Annotated in this window: 18 protein-coding genes and 1 pseudogene; 10 read left to right on the top strand and 9 right to left on the bottom strand. The window is 61.1% G+C overall.

Annotation, left to right across the window (positions count from 1 at the left end):
• Positions 1 to 9: 9 nt before the first annotated feature.
• The 4 genes from KJY40_RS14365 to KJY40_RS14350 all read left to right on the top strand — a co-directional run bounded on the left by KJY40_RS14365 (position 10) and on the right by KJY40_RS14350 (position 7,031).
• On the top strand, positions 10 to 1,584 hold the full coding sequence (locus tag KJY40_RS14365; RefSeq protein ID WP_230737586.1) for an arylsulfatase: 1,575 nt from the start codon (positions 10 to 12) through the stop codon (positions 1,582 to 1,584).
• A gap of 192 nt (positions 1,585 to 1,776) precedes the next feature.
• The gene (locus tag KJY40_RS14360) at positions 1,777 to 4,281 is read left to right on the top strand and encodes a fused MFS/spermidine synthase (protein ID WP_230737585.1); all 2,505 of its coding nucleotides are present in this window, start codon (positions 1,777 to 1,779) and stop codon (positions 4,279 to 4,281) included.
• 99 nt (positions 4,282 to 4,380) lie between these two features.
• Positions 4,381 to 6,039, top strand: a complete 1,659-nt coding sequence (locus KJY40_RS14355; protein ID WP_230737584.1) for a J domain-containing protein — start codon at positions 4,381 to 4,383, stop codon at positions 6,037 to 6,039.
• The gene (locus KJY40_RS14350; protein WP_230737582.1) at positions 6,036 to 7,031 is read left to right on the top strand and encodes a DUF3829 domain-containing protein; all 996 of its coding nucleotides are present in this window, start codon (positions 6,036 to 6,038) and stop codon (positions 7,029 to 7,031) included. The genes KJY40_RS14355 and KJY40_RS14350 overlap by 4 nt, the downstream gene beginning before the upstream one ends.
• 49 nt (positions 7,032 to 7,080) lie before the next feature.
• Here KJY40_RS14350 and KJY40_RS14345 read toward each other — a convergent pair whose 3' ends face one another.
• Complete coding sequence (locus KJY40_RS14345) at positions 7,081 to 7,752, bottom strand: DUF3313 domain-containing protein (protein WP_230737580.1); 672 nt, start codon at positions 7,750 to 7,752, stop codon at positions 7,081 to 7,083.
• Between the two features lie 201 nt (positions 7,753 to 7,953).
• Between KJY40_RS14345 and KJY40_RS14340 the strand changes: the two genes are divergently transcribed.
• Entirely contained in the window at positions 7,954 to 10,311 is a 2,358-nt protein-coding gene (locus tag KJY40_RS14340) for a tetratricopeptide repeat protein (protein ID WP_230737578.1), read from the top strand.
• Positions 10,312 to 10,353: 42 nt separating this feature from the next.
• Here the strand turns inward: KJY40_RS14340 and KJY40_RS14335 are convergent, their stop codons facing one another.
• From KJY40_RS14335 to KJY40_RS14325, 3 genes are all read right to left on the bottom strand, one after another.
• Positions 10,354 to 11,328, bottom strand: coding sequence for a hypothetical protein (locus KJY40_RS14335; protein ID WP_230737576.1), 975 nt, complete (start codon positions 11,326 to 11,328; stop codon positions 10,354 to 10,356).
• A 129-nt stretch (positions 11,329 to 11,457) separates the two neighbouring features.
• The gene (locus KJY40_RS14330; protein WP_230737574.1) at positions 11,458 to 11,937 is read right to left on the bottom strand and encodes a DUF934 domain-containing protein; all 480 of its coding nucleotides are present in this window, start codon (positions 11,935 to 11,937) and stop codon (positions 11,458 to 11,460) included.
• The gene (locus tag KJY40_RS14325; RefSeq protein WP_230737573.1) at positions 11,934 to 13,607 is read right to left on the bottom strand and encodes a nitrite/sulfite reductase; all 1,674 of its coding nucleotides are present in this window, start codon (positions 13,605 to 13,607) and stop codon (positions 11,934 to 11,936) included. The genes KJY40_RS14330 and KJY40_RS14325 overlap by 4 nt, the downstream gene beginning before the upstream one ends.
• A 351-nt stretch (positions 13,608 to 13,958) precedes the next feature.
• Here KJY40_RS14325 and ccoN point away from each other — a divergent pair, with 351 nt between their 5' ends.
• The gene (gene ccoN, locus KJY40_RS14320; protein WP_230737571.1) at positions 13,959 to 15,386 is read left to right on the top strand and encodes a cytochrome-c oxidase, cbb3-type subunit I; all 1,428 of its coding nucleotides are present in this window, start codon (positions 13,959 to 13,961) and stop codon (positions 15,384 to 15,386) included.
• Between the two features lie 15 nt (positions 15,387 to 15,401).
• On the top strand, positions 15,402 to 15,623 hold the full coding sequence (locus KJY40_RS14315) for a cbb3-type cytochrome c oxidase subunit 3 (RefSeq protein ID WP_230737569.1): 222 nt from the start codon (positions 15,402 to 15,404) through the stop codon (positions 15,621 to 15,623).
• Between the two features lie 65 nt (positions 15,624 to 15,688).
• Here the strand turns inward: KJY40_RS14315 and KJY40_RS14310 are convergent, their stop codons facing one another.
• Complete coding sequence (locus KJY40_RS14310) at positions 15,689 to 16,198, bottom strand: GNAT family N-acetyltransferase (protein WP_230737567.1); 510 nt, start codon at positions 16,196 to 16,198, stop codon at positions 15,689 to 15,691.
• A 412-nt stretch (positions 16,199 to 16,610) separates the two neighbouring features.
• On the opposite strand from KJY40_RS14310, the pseudogene KJY40_RS14305 reads away from it, so the two are divergent.
• The 3 genes and pseudogenes from KJY40_RS14305 to KJY40_RS14295 form a co-directional block, all read left to right on the top strand.
• Positions 16,611 to 16,805: pseudogene (locus tag KJY40_RS14305) on the top strand (DUF6124 family protein); the annotation flags it as partial.
• Between the two features lie 468 nt (positions 16,806 to 17,273).
• Positions 17,274 to 17,645 carry a DUF6124 family protein gene (locus KJY40_RS14300; RefSeq protein ID WP_230737566.1) on the top strand — a complete coding sequence of 124 codons (372 nt, stop codon included), beginning with the start codon at positions 17,274 to 17,276 and terminating at the stop codon, positions 17,643 to 17,645.
• A 178-nt stretch (positions 17,646 to 17,823) separates the two neighbouring features.
• Positions 17,824 to 19,155: a hypothetical protein gene (locus tag KJY40_RS14295; protein ID WP_230737565.1), complete on the top strand. Its 1,332-nt coding sequence runs from the start codon at positions 17,824 to 17,826 to the stop codon at positions 19,153 to 19,155.
• A 359-nt stretch (positions 19,156 to 19,514) separates the two neighbouring features.
• Here KJY40_RS14295 and KJY40_RS14290 read toward each other — a convergent pair whose 3' ends face one another.
• The 4 genes from KJY40_RS14290 to KJY40_RS14275 all read right to left on the bottom strand — a co-directional run bounded on the left by KJY40_RS14290 (position 19,515) and on the right by KJY40_RS14275 (position 22,721).
• A complete protein-coding gene (locus KJY40_RS14290) occupies positions 19,515 to 20,492 on the bottom strand; it encodes a LysR family transcriptional regulator (RefSeq protein ID WP_230737564.1) in 978 nt (325 codons plus the stop codon).
• 158 nt (positions 20,493 to 20,650) lie between these two features.
• Positions 20,651 to 21,583, bottom strand: a complete 933-nt coding sequence (locus KJY40_RS14285; protein ID WP_407682002.1) for a peptidylprolyl isomerase — start codon at positions 21,581 to 21,583, stop codon at positions 20,651 to 20,653.
• A gap of 11 nt (positions 21,584 to 21,594) precedes the next feature.
• Complete coding sequence (locus KJY40_RS14280; RefSeq protein ID WP_085683839.1) at positions 21,595 to 22,062, bottom strand: YbjN domain-containing protein; 468 nt, start codon at positions 22,060 to 22,062, stop codon at positions 21,595 to 21,597.
• Between the two features lie 29 nt (positions 22,063 to 22,091).
• Entirely contained in the window at positions 22,092 to 22,721 is a 630-nt protein-coding gene (locus tag KJY40_RS14275) for a DNA repair protein (RefSeq protein WP_230737562.1), read from the bottom strand.
• Positions 22,722 to 22,731: the final 10 nt, after the last annotated feature.

Here is a 22,731-nt window from a genome sequence, read left to right as displayed (position 1 = left end):
GCAAGTCATATGACTCGCATACGCAAGTGGATACCCAGGCTCGCCCTGGTGGCGACTTCAGTCATGGCCCTGTCGGCAACCGCCTCAGCGGCCGATAAACCCAACATTCTGGTGATCTTCGGCGACGATATCGGCCAGACCAACATCAGTGCCTACTCGATGGGCGTGGTCGGCTACAAGACGCCGAACATCGACCGGATCGCCAAGGAAGGCATGATGTTCACCGACTACTATGCGGAGAACAGTTGCACCGCCGGGCGGTCCACGTTCATTACCGGCCAGACAGCGCTGCGCACCGGCCTGTCCAAGGTCGGGATGCCGGGCGTACCGGTCGGCTTGCAGGCCCGTGACGTGACCATCGCCCAGGCGCTGAAGGCCCACGGTTATGCCACCGGTCAGTTCGGCAAGAATCACCTCGGCGACAGGGACGAGTACCTTCCCACCAACCATGGCTTCGATGAATTCTTCGGCAATCTTTATCACCTGAATGCCGAAGAAGAGCCGGAACGCCCTTACTGGCCCAAGGATGATGCCGAGTTCGTCAAGGCTTCCTCGCCCCGTGGCGTGATCCACAGTTTTGCCGACGGCAAGATCGAAGACACCGGCGCCTTGAACAAGAAGCGCATGGAAACCATCGACGATGAAACCACCGCCGCCGCGCAGGCGTTCATCGAGAAACAGGCCAAGGCTGACAAACCGTTCTTCGTCTGGATGAACACCACCCGCATGCACGCCTTCACGCATGTGCGTGAGTCCATGCAGGGCCAGAGCGGCATGGTCGGCAACGAGTATGCAGACGGCATGCTCGAACACGACGGCGACGTGGGCAAACTGCTCAAGACCCTCGATGACCTGAAAATCACCGACAACACGATCGTGGTCTACACCACCGACAACGGCCCGAACCAATGGTCCTGGCCGGACGCGGCCACCACGCCGTTCCGCAACGAGAAAAACTCCAACTGGGAAGGCGCCTATCGGGTGCCGGCAATGATTCGTTGGCCGGGCAAGGTCAAGGCCGGTGAAGTGTCGACGCAAATGTTCTCCGGTCTGGACTGGTTCCCGACCCTGCTCGCGGCCGTGGGTGATCTCGACATCAAGGATCGCTTGCTCAAGGGCGCAGACGTTGGCGGCAAGAACTTCAAGGTGCATCTGGACGGTTTCAACCAGCTGGACTACCTGACCGGCAAGACCGACAAGAGCGCACGTGACGAGTTCTACTACTTCAACGATGACGGTGAACTGGTGAGCATGCGTTACAAGGACTGGAAGTTCGTCTTCTGCGAGCAGCGTGCACCGGGCGGCTTCAAGGTCTGGAGCGAACCGTTTACGTGCCTGCGCGTACCGAAGATTTTCAATCTGCGCATGGATCCGTATGAACGCGCCGACACGGTCTCCGACCAATACTTTGACTGGCTGGCGAAAAACGACTACCTGATCTTCCAGGGTATAAGCCGATCCGCCAAGTTCCTGCAAACCTTCGTCGATTACCCGCCAAGCCAACGTCCGGCGAGCTTCAGCATCGACCAGATCCGCGCAGACGTGGACAAGAAAATCGAGGAGAAAATGAAAGCGGCCAAGTAAGCCTGCGTGACCGCCGCTCGCCGTCGTTGGCGAGCGGCACAGTTTTCGGCTTGTGACCGAGTCGCGCCCATCGCGAGCAAACTCGCTCCCACAGGGATTTGTATAACGCCATGGATCCCTGTGGGAGCGGGCTTGCCCGCGATGAGCCCCGCACAGTCGCAGCCATTCTTGAACCGGAACAAGGCCATCTGCATGTCCTCACGTGTCGCCAGCAAATCCCCGGCCCACCCCGTCCCGCACACCGCCACGGCGGCGTTGCTGATCCCCGCCCTGCTGCTGTGCATCTCCGGCGCTGCGGCGCTGGTTTACCAGGTGCTGTGGATCAAGCAGCTGTCGCTGGTGGTCGGGGTCGAGGTCTATGCGATCACTACCGGTATCAGCGCTTTCTTTGCCGGGCTCGCACTGGGCGGCTGGCTGTTCGGGCGCTGGGCCGATCGACTGCAACAGCCGGTGTTGCTGTATGCCGGGCTGGAAGTGCTGGTGGCGGTGCTGGGCGTCGGCGCGACCTTTGCCATGAGCGTGGCGGCCGGCCCGTTTGCCTGGTTGCAGAATCATGTCGGACTGCTGGCCTGGCTGTTGCCGTTCCTTCTGGTGGGCGCGCCGGCGGTGTTGATGGGCGGCACGTTGCCGGTGCTGGTGCGCTCGCTGGCGGCCAGTCCGGGCAAGGCCGGCGGTCAGTTGTACGCGGCCAACACCCTCGGCGCGATTGCCGGCACCCTGCTCGCGGCGTTCCTGCTGATCGCCGCCCTCGGCGTGCGCGGCAGTGCGCTGGCCGCCGCGATGCTCAACCTGTTGGCCGCCGCCGGAGCCTTGGGTTGGCAGCGTCTGCGTCCGATGCCGGTCGAGACGCCGGTCAAACATCACATTGAAAAGGCGCCGGATCGCACCGCCCTGTGGCTGTATTCCATCGCCGGCGGCGTGGCCCTCGGCTACGAAGTGGTGTGGTCGCAGTCAATCGTGCAATTCATGAGTACCCGCACCTACGCGTTCGCCGTGGTGCTGGCGACGTATCTGGCCGGCCTGTTTCTGGGCAGCGCCCTGCTCGCCCGGCGGGTTGAACGGATTCGTGATCCGTGGGGCGTGTTCGGCCTGCTGATCGCCGGCGCCGGACTGATTGCCCTGCTGGAAATTGCCGTGCTCGGCCGTTGGCTGGTGATCGCCCAGAGCCAGGCGGAAATCTGGCTGCTGACCCAGGGCGCCAGTGAACTGGCCGGCATGAGTGCGCGTTTTGCCGTGGCGGCGCTGGTCATCGTGTTTGTCCCGACGTTGCTGCTAGGCGCGGCATTTCCGCTGGCCCTGCGTTTGAGCGTCGGTCACGAGCGCATCGGTCGCGATGTCGGCGCAGTGGTGGCGTTCAACACCCTGGGCGGGATTGTCGGGGTGATGCTTTGCGGCTTCGTGCTGATCCCGCTGCTGGGGCTGGTGCGCACGCTGGGCCTGCTGGCGATCATCGCCGCCGGCATCGGCTGGTTCGCTGTGCGCAAGGGCCATGGCGTGAAGAAAGGCCGACGTCAGGCGGTAGTCGCGCTCGGGCTGTTGTCGGTGGCACTGGCGGTGCTCACGCCCGTGAACAAACTCGCCAGCCTGCTGCCCGGTGCGCGCAACGGCACACTGGCGTTCTACGAGGAAGGACGCGGCGGCACGGTGGCGGTGGTCAGCCAGGGAACAGGCCGCAATGCCTTCCAGCGTTTGTACATTCAAGGCGTGTCGAACACCGGCGATGCCATGCCGTCGCTGCGCTACATGCGCATTCAGGCGCTGCTGCCGCTGTTGATCCACAACGGCGAACCGCGCTCGGCGCTGGTGATCGGTTTCGGCACCGGCATCACCGCCGGCGCGCTGCTGCGCTATCCGGGGCTGGAGCACCGGGTGGTCGCCGAACTGCTGCCGGCGGTGGTCAAAGCGGCGCCGCTGTTCAAGGGCAACTTCAACGCCGCCAGTGACCCCGGCGTCGATGTGCGTCTGCGCGACGGTCGTCAGGAACTGCTGCGCAGCCCGCAGACCTACGATCTGATCACCCTCGAACCACCGCCGCCCTCCGCCGCCGGCGTGGTCAACCTGTATTCCCGCGACTTCTACCAACTGGCCGCCAGCCGCCTGGAAAAACAGGGTCTGGTCGCACAATGGCTGCCGCTGCCGACCCAGAATATCGACGACTCGCGCTCGCTGGTGCGCAGCTTCCTCGACGTGTTCCCGTACGCGACGCTGTGGACCAGCGAGTTCCACGAAACGCTGCTGGTGGGTTCACTGACACCCATCGAACTGGACGCCGGAAAAATCACCCAGCGCCTGCAACAGGACAGCGTGCGCGGCGCCTTGCAGGATGTCGGCATCGGCTCGGCGGCGGCGCTGCTGTCGACCTGGGTCACCGACCGCGCCGGGCTGGAGCGTTTCGCCGCCGACGCACCGGCAGTGACCGACGACCAGCCACGCATCGAGTACGCGCCATGGGTTCGCACCAAGGAAATCACCCGCGTGCTGCCTGCCCTGCTCGATCTGTACGTCGCGCCGCCGCTGGTGAATACCGACGCCGGGTTCGACGAGCGCATGCAAGCCCACCGCCAGCGCCTGATGCAGTTCTACCGCGCCAGCCTGCATGCCTACGACGGTGACCGCGATGCCTGGGGACGGGACATTCGCGAAGTGATGCGCGGGGATGGCGGCAATCCGTATTTCCGCTGGTTTGTCGGCGACTGAGCGAGACACGAGGACTTTTCGACGCGAAACAGGTAGGGTGCGCAACATCACAATGCCACCACTGGATCGCGTCGCAGTTTTTATGGAGTTGTCATCGCAATGAGTTGCTGGACCGTCCTTGGCCTGTCGGCCGACGCCGATGTGCGCACGATCAAACGCCAATATGCCGTCCTGCTCAAACAGACCCGCCCCGACGACGACCCCGAGGGCTTCCAGCGACTGCGCGATGCCTATGAGCAGGCGCTGGCCTACAAGGAATGGCAGCAGTATCACGAGCAGAATCCGGACGAAGAGCAGGAGCAAACACAGGATCAGGGCATTGAAGAATCCTGGGACCTGAGCGGCCTGACCGTGGTCGAGGTCGATGCCCTGCAACTGGCGACCCGTTCGCTGGACGGGCTCAGCGTTGAAGAGCTGAATCATCGCCATGCCGTCACCCTCGAACAGGGTTGCGCGCACTTCTTCGAAGACACGGTGCTGCATCATTGCATTGAACACCCTGAGACTTCGCAGACGCTGGTGGACTGGGCCATCCCGACCTTCTTCTGGTTCAGCGCCTGGCAACGCCTGGAGCTGGACGAGATATCCATTGATCTGTTGCTGGATCAACAACGCGCGCGCATTGCGCAACCGATGCGCGATGCGCTCGAACGGGAAGACGTCGACGGATTTCTCCAGGCCTACGCCCGTTGTGCCGATTTCAATTGGCTGGCGATTGAACAACATCGGCAATGGTTCAACCGTGCCCTGAGCCATTTACTGCTGGATGCGCCGTTCTGGTCTCCCGAGATTTTCGAACGGGTGCGCACCGGTCAGGGCTGGCACGGCTGCACGGGAAATCCCTGCCCTGACGGCGAATGGCAACGCCTGCTGGCTCGGCAAAATGCGCCGTTTTTTGTGGCTCGCCAGCAGCAGCTCGCCCTGGAACCGCCGGCCACCCCCGAGCACCGCGCCGCCCGCCTGCTGCTGGGCACCGGCTCGTTCAGCGCCCGCCGCGCACTGGCCCGACGCCTGCGCGAGGACGACTGGGCGCAGTGCCGCAAGTTGAGTTCGGAGCTGTACGCCAATCACCCCAAGGTCTGCGCGCAGATGCCCGGTGGCACCGCGTTTTTCTGGCGTGACTGGGAACTCAGTTTCAATGACTGGCCGACGTATGTGGGCGTGGTGCTGGCGTGCCTGATCGGCGCGTTCACCCATTACATTCCGCTTGGCGTGCGCCTCAGCGGGTTGATCAATATCGTCATGATTTCGACCGTGGTGTTTGGCGTGATCGTGGCCGGGCTCAATTGGCTGGTGCACAACGTTGCCCATCGCGTGTGGCGGCTGGACGACCGGCTCAGCGCAAGCCTTTGCCCCGGCCCCCTCAAAGACTCGCCGCCGTTCGGCGTGCTGCGCGACCTTGTGCCCGGTGCGTTGATGGTGGCCGGGCTCGGCTGGTTTTTCGGCCCGATTGCCGGCGGGGTGTATGCCGCGACCCTGGCGACCTTCGGACTGGTGCGCCGCTGGCAGTCCAGGCCGCGGGTGTCCTGGGAAGAGAGCCGACCTGCCGTGAAAGTCGGCGTGACAATCCTCGGCATTCTGGTGCTGGCCCTCGTGCTCGGCGTATTCAAAGTGGTCGCCAGCCAGGGCACGGTCAATCGCAATCAGGGCCTGCAACCCTGGACCGAACGCCTGTGCAGCCGCTTGCCGGCCACCACCGCCGAATGCAGCGCACCGGCCACCGTTGAGCAGTGGTACGGCAAGGAGGCGCGCCCATGAGCACGAGAGTGATGTTTTGCGTCGGTCTCTTCTTCGCGCTGGTGGTGATGGCGCTGACGAGTGCGACCCGCCCTTTCCTCCAGCTCGATCTCTGGCTGGACCGGCGCGATGCGCCGGTCACCGCCCAGGCCAATGCGCTGAGCCCGGTGATCGCCTGCATCAACCGGATCGACGTGCAATGGCGAGTGGCCTACGACCGCTACAGGAACCCTCAACCGCCCTTGCCTCGCGATCAGCGCTGGTTGAAGAGCCTCAAGGACTTCGACGACAGCGACGCGTTCAATGTGCGAGACATTCAGCGCGATGTCTGCGGTCAGGGCCTCACGGAAAAACTCGAACTGCTGGCCTGGCAGCCTGAACTGGCGCGGCAAGCCAACGAGTACGTCCGGGCGCTGAGTCATGTCACGACCACCATTGCACCCACGCGGTTTTACCGAGAGGCGAGTTTCATCTCCGGGTCGCAACAGCCCTCTCCTGGAGAACTGGCGGCGATCGAGCGCGTTTCACAGGAGTACATCAGCGCCTCGACGGCTCTGCGGCAAAGCCTGCTGCCGCTCGACGCCGCGCAACGTCCCGAACAGCTCAAGCTGATCGAAACGCGTCTGGGCAGGGACATTCACTGGGACTTGCTGGCGTACATGATTCAGGCGCGGGAGACCGCCGACGTGCTCGACGAAGCGATGAAAAACCGCACGCTGACCCCGAAGTTGCTGGCCGAAACCACCGCAAAGCTGCAACAGGCATGGAACCGTCGCGAACCCTGGCTCGCGCCGCGCACGGGCGGATTCCAGAACAAGACCGATGCCGCACGGGATCTGTGGCTGCGCATCGGCGAGCCGGGGCAAAACTATCTCGAGGCATTGAACACGCTGCATACCGACTGGCAGAACCACTCAGAGCCTCAGCGTTTGAGCGAGGACTACTATGCCGTGACCCGCAGTTACGACGGCTTGCTCAGCCATTACAACCGACTGGCGCGCGCCAGCTTCTGACGCCGTGCACACACCGGATCGCCCTCAAGGACGACCCGGCGTGCCGGTCTTACTTGGCCTTGAGCTTGAGGTAGGACTGATGCAGATCCGACGCCCAGCCATCGATCACGCTTTTCACGTCATCGGCCTTCATCACCTGCGAATCGTTTTCCAGCGGTTTGCCGGAGCCCTTGCGCACCACCTGCGCCGCCACCTTGTTGGTGCCGCCATCGAGGAACACCGCTTCGGTCGCCAGCGTGGTTTCCTGATCGCGAATGCCGCTGGCGGTGCTGACCGCTGCGGCGACCAGGGCAATCGGAATCACTTCATAGGCATGCAGGCCTTCGGTCTTGCTGCTCACGGCGGTGATCGCCGCGCGTACCACGATCACACCCGGCCCGGGGCCTGAGGCCAGCGGCAGGGATTTGCCCAGCTCACGCTTGAGCGCCTGATCGTAGTAGCTGGTGATGCCGTTGAGGGTCTGCTGCGGAATCTTCACGGTGGGTTGAGGTTTGGGATAGAGCTGGGTCGGTTCGACGTAGACGCTGGTGAATTTGCCGATGTCGATTTTCGGGTCGATCCAGCGCATCACTTCAGCCCCCGACGGGGATTTGGCCTCCCTGAGCTGACTGTAGTCCTTGAGGAAGCCTGAGTACTCGTCGGGTGCGACGGTTTTGCTGGAGCAGCCCACCACGCCCAGCGTGGCAATGCACAGGGTGCTCATCATTACGGCTAGCTTCATGCTGTAACTCCTGTCGGAAGGCCGGATTTATTGCATTGGGGAGTTACAGGTATAGCTAAAACCACGCCGATTGCGATCCAAAAACACAATATTCACATCACACCGGCCCCGCTCATTTGACAGATACGGATGAGGCGGCAAAGCTCCATCAAGCTTGAACGCGCGCCCGACGGCAAATGCACCTGGACTACGGAAGTCGCAATGCCCAAGCATAAGAATAAAGCTGCACCGCTTCAGCCTGATGCTTCACCGACCTCACTTTCACGTTACCTGTTTCCCGTTTCCATTGGCGTGCTGCTGGTGGCAGTCGCGGGGATCGGCTGGTTTCTGTTCAGCCCCGCGCCGGTGCCGGTCAAACCGGTTCCCGTGAGCGCCCCGGTTGTGGCGCCGGCCAAGCCTGCGCCCACCGTGGCGATGTCGCCTGCGAGCATGGTCGACGAGCAGCAATGCCAGGGCTGTCACAGCGAGCAGGTCAAGGATTGGCAAGGCTCTCATCACCAGTTGGCGATGCAACCGGCAAACGCTGAAACCATGCTCGGCGATTTCAACAACGTCGTTTTCAAAGCTGAAAACGAGACCACCCGCTTTTCGCGCAAGGGCGATGATTTCTGGGTCAACACGCCCGGCATCGACGGCAAGAATGCTGACTTCAAGGTCGCCTATACCTTCGGTATCGCCCCGCTTCAGCAATACCTGATCGAGGTCGGCGAAGGCCGGTTGCAGGCGCTTGGCGTGGCCTGGGATACCGAGAAGAACCGCTGGTTTCACCTCTACCCTGGCCAGGGCGTGAACTTCAAGAATCCGCTGCACTGGAGCAAGCCCAGCCAGAACGCCAACTTTATGTGCGTCGAGTGCCACACCACCGGGTTCAAGCGCAACTTCGATGCGGCCAGCAACACCTTCGCCAGCCAGTGGAACAGTCTCGGCGTCGGCTGCCAGGCCTGTCACGGTCCGGCGTCGAATCACCTGGAATGGACGGCGAAGAAAACCGACCTGATCCACGCCGGGTTCGCCGTCGACCTCAAGGACAAGAACGCCACCGTCGAAATCGAAACCTGCGCCCGCTGCCACGCCCGCCGCGCACCGTTGGGCGATGGCTACACCGTCGGCAATCGCTTGATGGACGATTACCTGCCCAGCGTCCTCACCCGCGAGCTGTATGCGCTGGACGGCAAGATCAAGGACGAAGTGTTCGAACACGGCTCCTTCGCCCAAAGCAAAATGTTCGACAAGGGCGTGCGTTGCAGCAATTGCCACAATCCCCACAGCACCGAGCTCAAGGCACCGGGCAACGCGGTGTGCCTGCAATGCCACAACACCGCCGGCAAAACCTCCGTCGAAGGCGTCGACGGCAAGGGCCTGCAAGCGAAGAACTACGACAGCTTCGAACACACCCGCCACACCCTGGGCCAGCCCGGCTCGCAATGCTTGGATTGCCACATGCCCGGCAAGTTCTACATGGGCAACGACTTCCGGCATGACCACAGCTTCAGCATCCCCAACCCCGAACGCGCGCAAAAACTCGGCACGCCGGACGCCTGCCTGACCTGCCACCAGGGCAAGACCGGCGACAAGGTCACTGCGCAGTTCAAGCTGTGGAATGCCTCGACCACGCCGCAAGCGCCGCGATACGACGAAAGCCTGTGGCTGATTCGCAACGGCCAACCGGGTGCTGCGCAGGCGTTGTATGAGCAGTTGCAGCGCAGCAATCTGCCAGCGATACAACGAGCGACGTTGCTGGCGGAATTGCCGCTTTATCCGAGTGAACAAGCCCTGACGCTGGCGACGACGGATCTGAAAAACCCGGCGCCGCAGGTTCGTGAAAACGCCGTGCGGGCGATCAGCGCATTCCTGCCGCCACCGGAGCGTTTGCCTCTGTTGACGCCGTTACTGGGCGATCCGGTGAAAGCGGTGAGAATCGCTGCGGCGCGAGATCTGTTGAGTGTGGCCCGCAATGGTTTGGGCCCGGCGCAGGCCAATTGGGAGGCGGCGATTGCCGAGTACGAAGCGGTGCAAAAGAGCCTGGCCGAACGTGCCGAGGCCAACCTGAATCTGGCGATGCTCTATCAGGCCAGCGGTCGCAGTTCGGAGGTTGAAGGCCTGTTGCGTACGGCCCTGAAACGCGACCCGGATTTCTACCCGGCGCTGGTCACGCTGGTGCAATGGCTGGAGGCCAACGGTCGCGGTCCCGAGGCACAGCAACTGCTGGATGAAAACCTCAAGGCACATCCTGATGCCGCCCTGTTGCAGCACACCCGAGGATTGTCATTGATCCGCGCCGGCAAGCCGGCCGACGCCATGTCGCCTCTGCGCAAGGCTGCACAACTGGAACCGCAGAACGCGCAGTACGGTTATGTGCTGGCGGTGGCGCTGCACGAAAGTGGCAAGGTCGATGAGGCGTGCGCGCAGCTGGAGGCGCTGCTCAAGCAGCAACCGGCGAACCGCAATGCGCGGTTGTCACTGATTCAGTGGTATCTCGACAGCGGCCAGGAGCCGAAGGCGCAGGTGGTATTGCAGGGGTGGAAGAAGCTGAATAGTGGGGATCCGGCGTTGAAATGAAAACAGGCGGGAGCAGCACTCTGCTGCTCCCGCCTGATTGCGTCACCAGCTCGAAGTCTCTCCGCTGCGCAACGCCATCTCCCGCCGGCTGTTCGCCCGCATCGCCTTGATCAGCGACACCGTGCCCACCAGCAGAATCGCCGCACCAAACAGAAAATCAATGTTGTACAGCTGGAAATCCTGCACCGGCCCCACCAGCACCGTGCGCACCACGCCGATCCCCACCAGCGTGGCAAGGAAGTCGATCCCCGGCTCATCGCGGTAGAACACCAGCAGCAACGGCAGACACAGCACCAGCAGCATCAACAGCACCACGACCTTGAACGAGCCTTTGCGCTCGACGCTGAACGCGCATTCGTGGGGGCCGTAGGCCTTGTAGTCCTCGTCGCGGATCATCGAGTTTTTCTCGTTGATGTAGTCGGCGCGGTTGTACTTCTGGATCGGCGTGAAGGTGTTGGACATCTCCATCAGCGTGGTGATGTTCTTGAAGCGCAGGTCGATGCGCTCGCTGCCCTTGAGGTAATACAGCACCGGTTTGTAGCCGTAGCGATAGGTGTCGAAAGGAAATTCGGTGACCCGGCCCTGAACGCTGATCGGGCGCGATTCGAGTTCGGCGAAGGCACTCTTGTCGGTCGAGGCGAGGTTGCGGCTCAGGGGCAGGACTTTCACCTGTTCGAGGAAGATCGGCGTGACGCCAAACGACCACTGCAACGGTTCCAGGCGCAGACGCAGTTCGTTGCGGCCCAGGTCATAGCGGTTGAAGGTGCGTTCGGAGACCACCACCGCGCCGCTGAGCATGAACTCGCCGCGCAGGTTGTTGGTGATGCGCAGGGTCAGTTGATCCTTGCCCAGCAACACCGCTTCGGTGTTCGGCGGCGTGCCGCACCAGGCGGTGCTTTCGCCGACGCCACCGAGCTGACCGCCACGGTTTTCGTTGAACACATAGATGTAACCGGCCCACAGCGTCACCATCAGCAGCAACGCGGTGATGCCCAGAATTTTTTTGCCCGGACTCACTGATCAGACTCCCTTCTTCGTTCCGTCGTCCAGCCGAAAACCCGCTGGCGACGGGGACTCTACCAAAAGGCCACCATCGACCCAAGGAAAAATCCCCGATTCATCAGGGTTCTAAGGGTTTCCCTTGCATCACCTGCGCCGGAACAACGGTCGCGGCTCGATCACCGAGCGCCCGTACAACACGCTCATCCCGGCCAGACCCTTGAGCGCATCCTCGGCGGATTTGTCCTCGCGCACGGCGAAACTGTCGAAACCGCACTGGCGCATGTGGCTGAGCTGGTCGCGCAGCACATCGCCGATGGCGCGCAGCTCGCCTTTCCAGCCGAACCGGCTGCGCAGCAGATAGGCCTGGCTGTAGGCGCGGCCGTCGCGAAAGTTCGGGAAGTCGAGGGCGATCAGTGGCAGCGAGGTCAGCCAGGGCAACAGGCTTTCGACGTCGTCGTCCGGGCCGAGCCAGACCGCATGGGTCGAGGGCGATTCGAGCCAGTGGGCCAGCGGCAGAATCAGCATTTCAGTGCTGTCAGCCGTTTCAGGCGAGCGAATCAACGTCCACGGATCGTCAAGCACGATCCGCGCCCCGCTCGCCTCCATCCGCAGCAGATTGTTCATGCCGGCACCTCCAGCGCTTTCGGGTAGACCCGTTCCTTGAACGGCTCCAGTCCGATGCGCGCCACGGTATCGACGAACAACTCTTCGGCTTCGCGATAACGCACGAACGTGCCGATGATCCGTTCGATCACCTGCGGCACTTCGGCGGCGCTGAACGACGGGCCGATGACTTTGCCCAGTGCGCTGTTCTTGCCCTGGGCGCCGCCGAGGGTGATCTGGTACCACTCGCTGCCGTTCTTATCGACGCCGAGAATCCCGATGTTGCCGATGTGGTGATGGCCGCAAGCGTTCATGCAGCCGGAGATGTTCAGGCTGATGTCGCCCAGATCATGCAGGTAATCGAGGTTGTCGAAACGCGCCTGAATCGCCTGGGCAATCGGGATCGACTTGGCGTTGGCCAGCGCACAGAAATCACCGCCGGGGCAGGCAATGATGTCGGTCAGCAGGCCGACGTTGGCGGCGCCCAACCCCTGCTCTTTCGCCAGTTGCCACAGCGCATACAGCTGTGCCTTGGGCACATCTGGCAGGACGATGTTCTGCTCATGGGCGATACGAATCTCACCGAAGCCGAAACGCTCGGACCAGTCGGCCACCGCCAGCATCTGCAAACCGGTGACATCCCCCGGCGGCGAAGCCTGGCCCGGTTTGGTCGACAACACCACGCAGGTGTAGCCCGGCACTTTGTGCGGCTGCACGTTACGCGCGACCCAACGGGCGAACGCCGGGTTGTCGGCCAGGTGCGTGCCGAAATCCAGATCGGTGCCCGCCAGCGTGCGATAGCTCGGCGGCACGAAAGCACTGGCGACGCGCTGGTATTCATCCTCGGTCAGTTGCGCCGGGCCGTCCTTGAGGTGTTGCCATTCCTCCTCGACTTCCTTGGCGAACGCCTCGATGCCCAGCGCCTTGACCAGAATCTTGATCCGCGCCTTGTACTTGTTGTCGCGCCGGCCGTGGCGGTTGTAGACCCGCAACACCGCCTCGACATAGGACAGCAAATGCTGCCACGGCAGGCCATCGCGGATTTGCAGACCGAGGATCGGCGTGCGCCCCAGACCGCCGCCGACGATCACTCGCAGCAGCATCTGGCCGTCACGGCCGGGGTAAAGGTACAGGCCGATGTCATGCATCATGATCGCCGCGCGATCCTGCTTCGCCGAGCAGATGGCGATCTTGAACTTGCGCGGCAGGAACAGGAATTCCGGGTTGATCGTCGACCATTGCCGCAGGATCTCCGCCAGTGGACGCGGGTCGATCAATTCGTCCGCCGCGACCCCGGCGAAAGCTTCGGTGGTGATGTTGCGCACGCAGTTGCCCGAGGTCTGGATCGCATGCATGTTGACCTGCGCCAGACGTTCGAGAATGTCCGGCACTTCGTGCAGTTCGATCCAGTTGAACTGCATGTTCTGCCGGGTGGTGAAGTGGCCGTAGCCACGGTCGTAGTCACTGGCGATGCTCGCCAGTGTGCGCATCTGCCCGGCGCTCAAGGTGCCGTAGGGAATCGCCACCCGCAGCATGTAAGCGTGCTTTTGCATGTACAGGCCGTTTTGCAGGCGCAGCGGCAGGAACTCTTCTTCGCTCAACTCCCCGGCCATGAAGCGCTCGACCTGATCGCGAAACTGCGCAACGCGCTCGAACACCAGCGCCCGGTCGTAATCATCGTATTGATACATGCAGCGGCTACCTCATCAGTTTTGATCACGGTCAAAACTGTGGGAGCGGGCTTGCTCGCGAATGCGGTGTGTCAGGCAACTGACTTGTTGGCTGACACACCGCATTCGCGAGCAAGCCCGCTCCCACAGGATTTTTTACGACTATGGACGAGCGGCGCAGTGCACAACAGATTCACCTGAACGCATAAAAACCGTATCAGGGCGCGGCAGATGGCCGCAGGCAGCGCTTTGATCTGATCCGCATAAATGAACAATTCCTGAGCCTGTTTTGTTTCCGGTGGGGTTTCTACAGTGCAGCTCGTGCCAGACCGGGTGGCCTGGCAAGACTTTGCAACCGTGGATGAACTGACCATGAGCACAGCAACAATCGGACAGGCTTATAACTACAAGGTCGTCCGCCAATTCGTCATCGCGACTGTTTTCTGGGGTGTCGTGGGCATGGCGATGGGGGTATGGATCGCCTCGCAACTGGTATGGCCGGACATGAATCTGGACCTGCCGTGGACCACCTTCGGCCGCTTGCGACCCTTGCACACAAGCCTGGTGATTTTCGGCTTCGCCGGCAGCGCGCAATTCGCCGCCAGTTACTACGCCGTACAGCGGACCTGCCAGGTGCGGCTGTATTCGGACAAACTCGCCGCCTTCACCTTCTGGGGCTGGCAATCGGTGATCGTGATCATGCTGGTCACCCTGCCGATGGGCTACACCACCACCAAGGAATACGCGGAGATCGAATTCTCCGGCGCGGTGTGGATGGCGGTGGTCTGGGTCGCGTACGCCATCGTGTTCTTCACCACGGTGGTGCAGCGCAAGACCAAGCACATCTACGTCGGCAACTGGTTCTTCGGCGCGTTTATCCTGGTGATCGCCATGCTGCACGTGGTCAATCACCTGTCGATCCCGGTGGACTGGTTCAAGTCCTATCCGGTGTACTCCGGCGCCACCGACGCCATGGTGCAGTGGTGGTACGGGCACAACGCGGTGGGGTTCTTCCTGACCACCGGGTTCCTCGGGATGATGTATTACTTTGTGCCTAAGCAGGTCAATCGGCCGGTGTATTCGTACCGGTTGTCGATCGTGCATTTCTGGGCGCTGATCACCCTGTACATCTGGGCCGGCCCGCACCATTTGCACTACACCGCGCTGCCGGACTGGGCGCAGTCGCTGGGCATGGCGATGTCGCTGATCCTGCTGGCGCCGAGCTGGGGCGGAATGATCAACGGGATGATGACGCTGTCGGGTGCCTGGCATCAGTTGCGCACCGACCCGATCCTGCGCTTCCTCGTCCTGTCGCTGGCGTTCTACGGCATGTCGACGTTCGAAGGCCCGATGATGGCGATCAAGACCGTCAACGCCCTCTCCCACTACACCGACTGGACCATCGGCCACGTTCACGCCGGTGCCCTCGGCTGGGTGGCGATGATCACCTTCGGCGCGACCTATCACATGGTGCCCAAGGTCTTTGGCCGCGAGCGCATGTACAGCACGCCGCTGATCAACCTGCACTTCTGGCTGGCGACCATTGGCACGGTGCTGTACATCGCGTCGATGTGGGTCAATGGCATTACTCAAGGTCTGATGTGGCGGGCGATCAACGAGGACGGCACGCTGACTTATTCGTTCGTCGAGGCGCTGCAGGCCAGTCATCCGGGGTTTGTCGTACGGTTTGCCGGCGGGGTGTTCTTCCTCAGCGGCATGTTGCTGATGGCCTACAACGTGTGGCGCACGGTGCGAGTGGCGGATGTTGCGATTGCCCATCGTGAAGCGCAGATCGCCTGATCAAGGGAGCTGATCATGTTCGATGTTTTATTGAATGTGTTGGGCGTGGTGTTTCTGTGGCTGGCGGTTGAGTACTGCTTGCGCCATGAGACGGCCGAGAGCCTGGATGAGGCGAGTCTGACGCCGTTTGCGGATGATCCGGAGGTGGCGCGGCGGGTTGAGATGGCCACCGGTAAAACCGTGAAAGCGGTGGCGCCGGAAACAGCAAAAACAGGCTGGATCAACCTCGAAATGTAGCCGCAAATGGCTGCCCACTGTTGATCGTTCCCGCGCCCTGCGCGGGAACGATCTTTCACAGTAGTTCAGACTCTGCGCAGTCGCGCCATGCTCAGGGTGTCGACCCATTGCCCGTCACGCACGGCGTAATCGCGGAACAGCCCCTCGGTTTCGAAGCCGAACTTGCGGTAGAGACCGATGGCTGCCTCGTTGTCGGCGTACACCGAAAGTTCGACCCGGTGCAGGTTCATCCAGTTGTCGGCGATGTCCAGCGCCGCTGCCAACAGCTTCGAACCGACACCCTTGCCCTGCCACGCTACCGCAACGGCCATGCCGACACTGCCCGCGTGACTGCGGCGAATTCGCGAAAAAGCCTCCAGCCCGAGATGCCCGATCACCGCACCTTGATGCAACGCCACCAGTTTCACCATCCGTTCGTTTTCCGGCATCAGTCGTTGACGCCAGATCTCGGCAGACTGAAACGGCATCTGCAACACCTGCCGGGTCACGGCCGGGTCGTTATAGAGCGCGGTGACGCCCTCGACGTGGGATTCGCTGAAGCGTTCGAGGTGAATGGCGGGGTTGTGCTCAGCCATGAAAGATCCCTCCTGGATCAGTGCGTGGCCGGTCACTGTAAACCGCTTCTTCATGGAATCGCCATGACTGTTTAAAGCCGTTGACAGAAACTTCCGGCAAGCTACGACGCCTTGCGCCATTGCCTACGCATCCGCCAGAATCCGCCGGCTTGTGCGTCTTGAGGGCGGGCTCTATCGTTTTCGGGTCGCTGATGAATCAGCGATCGGATTTGACCGTCCGACTCAATCAAGGCGCGCCAGTGCCCAAGACCGGTTTCAGAAAACTTTCTGAACCCATGTGTCGCGGTGGCTGTGCGTGGGATACCTTCGGGTATGCCGGGTTCCTTGATTCCCGGTCGGTCAACCCGCGTACAGCTGCCACCTTTCGATTGACCGCGAACGGTTGCAGCTCCGTCTATCAAGGAGCTTCACCATGATCAAACCAACGCCCAACCCACCCGAAACCGACACCACCTCGCCCTACGAATCCCTCGATTCAAAGACCTTCCACGAAGCCGCCGAACGCGCCCTTGATCACTACTTCAATCCCCTGCTCCCCAGAAAACCGCTGCTCAAACCCAACACCCGCTACCTCATCGCCCCCGGCATCGACAGCGAAGAACTGCTCACAAAAGGGGACGCATTTATTTGATGCTGACGGGGATTCGCTGAAGCGCTCAGGGTGAATGGCGGGGTTGTGCTCAGGCATGAAAGATCCCCCCTGGATCAGTGCGTGGCCGGTCACTGTAAACCGCTTCTTCATGGAATCGCCATGACTGTTTAAAGCCGTTGACCGAAACGTCCGGCAAGCCACAACGCCTTGCGCCATTGCCTACGCATCCGCCAGAATCCGCCGGCTTGTGCGCCTTGAGGGCGGGCTCTATCGTTTCCGGGTCGCTGATGAATCAGCGATCGGGTTTAGCAGCTCGGCAATTCTCAAGGCACGCTGGTTTCGCCATTTCTGTTTTATGGCGGCTTGCGTGGGGCACTTCGGTGCGCCGGGATCCTTGAGCCTGGTCTGCTAACCCGCGTACAGCCGCCACCTCATTCGTTTAGCAGCGATGGATGACGGCTCCATTTCTCAAGGAGCTTCACAATGATCAAACCAACGCCAAACCCACCCGAAACCGACCCGACCTCGCCCTACGAAACCCTCGATTCCAAGAAATTCCACGAAGCCGCCGACCGCGCCCTCGATCACTACCTCAATCCGTTCCACCCCAGAAAGCCGCTGCTCAAACCCAACACCCGCTACCTCATCGCCCCCGGCATCGCCAACGAAGAACTGCTGGCCGACGCCTGCGAAACCCTGACCTCGGCCAAAACCATGGCCAGCGACTTCGCCGGGATGATAGATGCGCCGCAGCGGCATGTGCTGCTGGGCATCGGGCAGCTGATCATGCTGGCGGAACTGGCGGTGAATCGGGTGCTGGATAATCTGGATGTGGCGGCTGAGCCTCGGCCCTGAGTGCTGAAACTGAAACGGCCCCTTTACTGGGCCGTTTTTCTATCTGCGGGAAGTGTATGTACGACTGCAATTGATGACCGCCCGTCTTAAAACCAGCCTCACCTGTCAGGTCTGACAGTAGCCGAAATGGATCGCATAGGGCTCTCATGGCACATCAATCACCAAGGAGCTGCGTGCCATGAACAATCCTGCATCCAGAGGCGGCCCCATCGTCGCCCTGGCACTGACACCGCCCTATATTCCAAGCCAGACCTACCCGATCATTCACCCGGTCGCCCACGTAGGGCTCTCTCGGCTCAATTACTACGCAGACCCGAAGGGGCTGTTGGTGGAGTTTGGGCCTTATCAGGGTCAGGAACGCAACGAGACCGGGCGGATTTACCTCAATGGCTTGCCTGTGCCGACTCCGGCCCAGACCACCGTGGATACGACGTCACCGCTTGAGTTTCTCGTGCCATTGGGGTTGCTGTCAGACGGAATAAACATTCTGAAAGTCAGCCTCCAGCGCCAGTCGGGCAATGAGGATTCGTCAGAGCTGTCCGTGCTGCATTCCCTGGATGCCCCTGCCGGCAATGACACGGATCCGAATCCTGGCAATTCATTGCTGAACATTGATGTCGCCCCGAAGAGTATCGGTCCGGCCGAAGCTGCAGCAGGCGTGAAGCTGACAATGAGTTACCCCGGCATGGCGCTGTATGACCTGCTGACCATCAACTATGGCGGTAAAACCCTCACCCACCAGATCGTGCCAACTGCACAGGATCCCAACCCCGAAACCAAGCCAGTGGACTTGACCTTTAACACTGCCGATTTCGCCCACGCCCCCAACAACCCACAGTTCATATTCAAGTACAACGTCATCAGTCAGATAGACGACTTTTCCGGCACGTCATCGAACGGAGTATTCAACTCGCAGGAATTCTGGTCCAAGGACTGTGTGGTTAATGTGCATCTGGATTGGGCAGAACTGCACGAGGCCATCCTTCAGGAAATCCTCGGAGACAACGGTGACGATCCGGCCATTGTTGATCTGGGCAAGATGAATGGCGGGCCGTTGTGGGCGCTGATTCACTTGGTCAATACGATTTGGCAGGCAGGGGATGAGTGCGATCTGACTTTCGAGGCTTTGGTAAACGGGGTCGTGACGGCTACCCATCAAGTGAAGGTGCCGGTCAGTCAGGTGCCGGGACAATTGTCAGTAGATATTCCCAACGCCAAGGTCATTCCCGACAGTACGGTGCGGGTGACATACAAGCAGATCAGGGGTGGAGAAATCGTTGGAGTTTCCAAAATTGCCCAAGCTCGGGTTGTGGGGACTGGATTTCCTGAAGGCTTTGAAGATTGGGAGCAAGAACCAGTAGGGAAAATATTCCCTACTGGAATACCGATTTCACTCCGTAGTGGATTGATCGTTACAACGCTTAGAGCAGCAACGAATGGTGGACCTTGCGCGCTACATACAACACCTACACTTCCAGAACTAGGAAAAATATCTCTATTAATTTCCTAAAATTGCAGGATTAGATTCAGCTGGAACTATCAAAAATCCACATACGTCGAGCTATATCACTTACACAACACCAATGCAGGAAATGTGATTAGATTTTACGGCACTAATGGACTATTGCTTTCGGAAAGAGTTATCCCAAATTCAAATGCAGGACTGACCCTCCTTTACTATTACGCCCCCGCTGGGAGTTTCATTGGATCTTTCGAATGGGACGCATCGAGTGAAGCCGACTCAGGATCGTGGATTGATAGAATAAAATGGATGTGACGTCGACACTCCAAAGAAGCTTGCCAACTTCGAAACAAGCGAAATAAGAGGACGGATGTATTTAATCAAATAAGTCCGCCCTTTGTTCGTGGTTATTGGAACCACTCCTGCCGCTCACTGAACGTTCGCTGAATCAACTCCACCAAGGTCTGCACCTCCCCGACCTCCTGCGATTCACTGTTCACCGCCAGCCACGCCTGCAACCGCATCGCCTCCTCAAACAACCCCGGCAACGCCACCAACCCGCGATCAAACCGGCTCATGTACATCGGCAGCAGCCCAATGCACGCGCTGCAGCGGATCATCTCCAGCATCAATTCATAGGATTGCATCTGCACCACCCCGGCCAAGCGCTGTTCGACCAGTTCATTCCACGGTCGAAAGCTGTCGATCTGCCGGTCATGCTGCCATTGCACCAGCATGAAATCCGCAAGATCATCCGGGCTCTCTGGCCGTGCGGTCACGCGCGAATAGCGTTTGGCAATGTGCGGCTGGTATTCCAGTTGCGCCAGGCGTTGCGGTTCGCTGGTGGTGAAGGTCGGGCCGGGGTGCGGGGTGTCGCCGTGGGCGAGCCACAGCACGATGTCGGCACTGACGGCGCGCAGGGCCAGTTCGCTGTCGAGGGCGATGATTTCCAGGCGCACGCTGGCGTTGCGGCGCAGCAGTGCGATGAGGTCGCGGCCGAGGATGTCGTGCAGGATCGATTCGGCGACGGCCAGCTTTATCAGCGGTTGCTCGATCACCGGCAGTTTGCGTTCGTGGGCCAAAGCGATCAGTTGCGCCTGCAATTGCTGGCCTTCGCGGGTCAGGCTGAGCGCACTGCCCTGAAAGCTGAACAGCGCGCACTGCAGTTGCTGTTCGAGTTGCGCCAGTTGTTTGCGCAGCAGGGTCGAGCGCACGTTGAGGCTGCGCGCGGCCTGCATGAAGCAGCCGCAGCGGGCGCTGACCAGAAAGTATTGGGGGACGTCGCCGTCGAGGGTCGCCGCTCGCGCCAGCCAGGGTTCGTCCTTGTCCTGGGGCCAACGGAAATCGGCGCTGCTCTGTCGTGCTGCGGGTTCGGTGAATGACATCGATGACTCCCTGTCGATCTTTGTTGTTTGCCTTTGCACACATCCATTGTGGGAGCTGGCTTGCCAGCGATGCGGCCGGCAGATCCAACATATTTGGTGACTGACACACCGCCATCGCTGGCAAGCCAGCTCCCACAAGGTTCAGAGGTGGATCTGAATTACAGTTTTTCCTCCAGCACCTTGTTGAGCTCGGCCCCGTCGATGCTCAGCGTCGCGGTGTTGAGCATCCCGTCCAGATACGCCTGGGCGATCTGCTCCTGACGCTGGGCCCGCAAGGCCTGGGTCAGCTGATCGCGCAATTCGTCGAGGGTCGTGGTGCGAGCCGGTTGTTGTTCGGTGAGTTTGATCACGTGGAAACCGGCGCCGCTTTGTACCGGATCCGAGACCGCGCCAACTTTGAGTCGCGCCACCGCACCACGCACTTCCGGCACCAGTTGCTGCAACGGTTGCAGGCCGGTATCGCCGCCGCGTTCGGCCGTGAGGCGATCCTGGGAAAACTCCTTGGCCAGCGCAGCAAATTCCGCCGGGCTCGCCTGTGCTTTCTTGCTCAACTCCGCCGCCTGCTTGCGCACGGCCTCAAGATTCTGCGGCTCATTCACCCCGAGGAAAATCTGGCTCACCCGATACAACGCCGGGGTCTGCCAGTTGGCCTTGCCCGCGTCGTAGGCCTGCTGCAATTCGGCAGCGCTCGGGTAATCCGCCGGCACCTGGCTCACCGAGCGCAGGTAATCGCGAAAAACGATCTGCTCGGTTGCAGCGCGGGTTTGCCGGGCAACGTCGGGACGCTGCGCCCAGCCCTGTGCATCGGCCTGTTCCAGCACGGCTTTTTCGGCCAGACGTGAACGAATCCAGCGCTCCAGCGCCTCGCGATTGCCGCGCAGTTGCTCGCGGGTCTGCGGTGGAACAGCCGCCAGTAACGCCTGCAATTCCTCCGGTGTGACCTGCTGATTGCCCAGCCGCGCCACCGCCGGCCCGGCACTGGCGCCCACGACCGGCGCCGGTTGCTGGGCGGCGACCGGGTCATTGCCCGGCCGCACCACCAGCGCCACGGCCACCACCAACAGCGCCACCGCAGCGGCGCTGATTACCATGGCAGGTTTTGTCACAGCGCGACTTCCTCTTGCTCAACTTTTGGTGCCTGGGCAACGGCAGCGCTTTGAGTGAAATCACGCAGGTAAACGATGAATTCCTGAAGCAGGCGATCCCACAATTCCAGATTGCCGCGCAGGTGATCATTGCTGACGCCAGCAGCCACCACCACGTCCATTTCCATCACCAGAAACTCGCCCTGCAACGACAACCGGGCAAACCGGCGGGTCGCGTTCCACTGCTCGGCCACACCGGCCGGCAACTCACCCTGCACGCGCAAGGCGCAGCTGAAGGTGAAGTCGACGTAGCTGCCCTGCTCCGCCACCGCCGGGTTGCCGAAACGCACGGCATAACCGATGCCCTGGCTGGCGCTGAGCAACTGGACGATGCCGTTCTGTTCAGTCTGGTTGACGCGGTAACCGGCGGCTTGCAGTACGTCGGTCAGGGATTGCGGGGATACGTGGGAGATCAATTGAGTCATTACTTCTTCCTTGTCCATGAGTCTTTTAATCAGTGCGCAATCGCGGCTTGCGGCGCATCGAATTGAGTCTTGTACAGTTCATCGCCAAAGCCCTGAGCCAGCTCATCGAACTTGACCCGGGCGCTGCCGGCGAAGGGCTGGCGGATCTTCATCACCTCGGCCACATCGATGTTTTCGTAGGCGGTGAGAATCTGCTTGGCCACGCCGTACATCTGCTGATTCTTGACCGAACATTGCTGCACTTGTGTGTCACGTTCAGTCAATTGCGCTTGAAGCTTAGATCGTTCTGCCTCTTTGGCACGGGCCATGACCAACAGCTCGTCATAGGCCTTCTTGAACTTGCCGGTCTGCTCGTTGCTGGCCGCCACCTGCGCCTGGGCCTGGCTGTGCAGGCTTTGCTGCTGCCCGGCCAGTTGCTCGGCGAGGCCTTTGGCCTTGGCCAGTTCGGCGGTCAATTGCTTGATTTGCGCCTGCGCAGCCTTGGCTTCGTTCTGCGCCGCCAATTGCGCGGCGCTGGCCTGAGCCTGCTGGCTTTGCAGGGCTTGCAGCTGCTGGGTGGTGCTGCGCAACTGGGTGCGCAGGCGTTCCTCCATGCCTTCGGCGCTCGCCCCGCCGGCAATGATCAAACCCAGACCCAACAACAAGATTCGCGTGTGCATTTGCCTCTCC

Origin of the sequence: Pseudomonas fitomaticsae (genome assembly GCF_021018765.1) — a bacterium.
In the GTDB taxonomy this organism is placed as follows: domain Bacteria; phylum Pseudomonadota; class Gammaproteobacteria; order Pseudomonadales; family Pseudomonadaceae; genus Aquipseudomonas; species Aquipseudomonas fitomaticsae.
The sequence above is the reverse complement of the archived record's forward strand: the minus strand, read 5'-3'. Positions and strand labels throughout refer to the sequence as shown.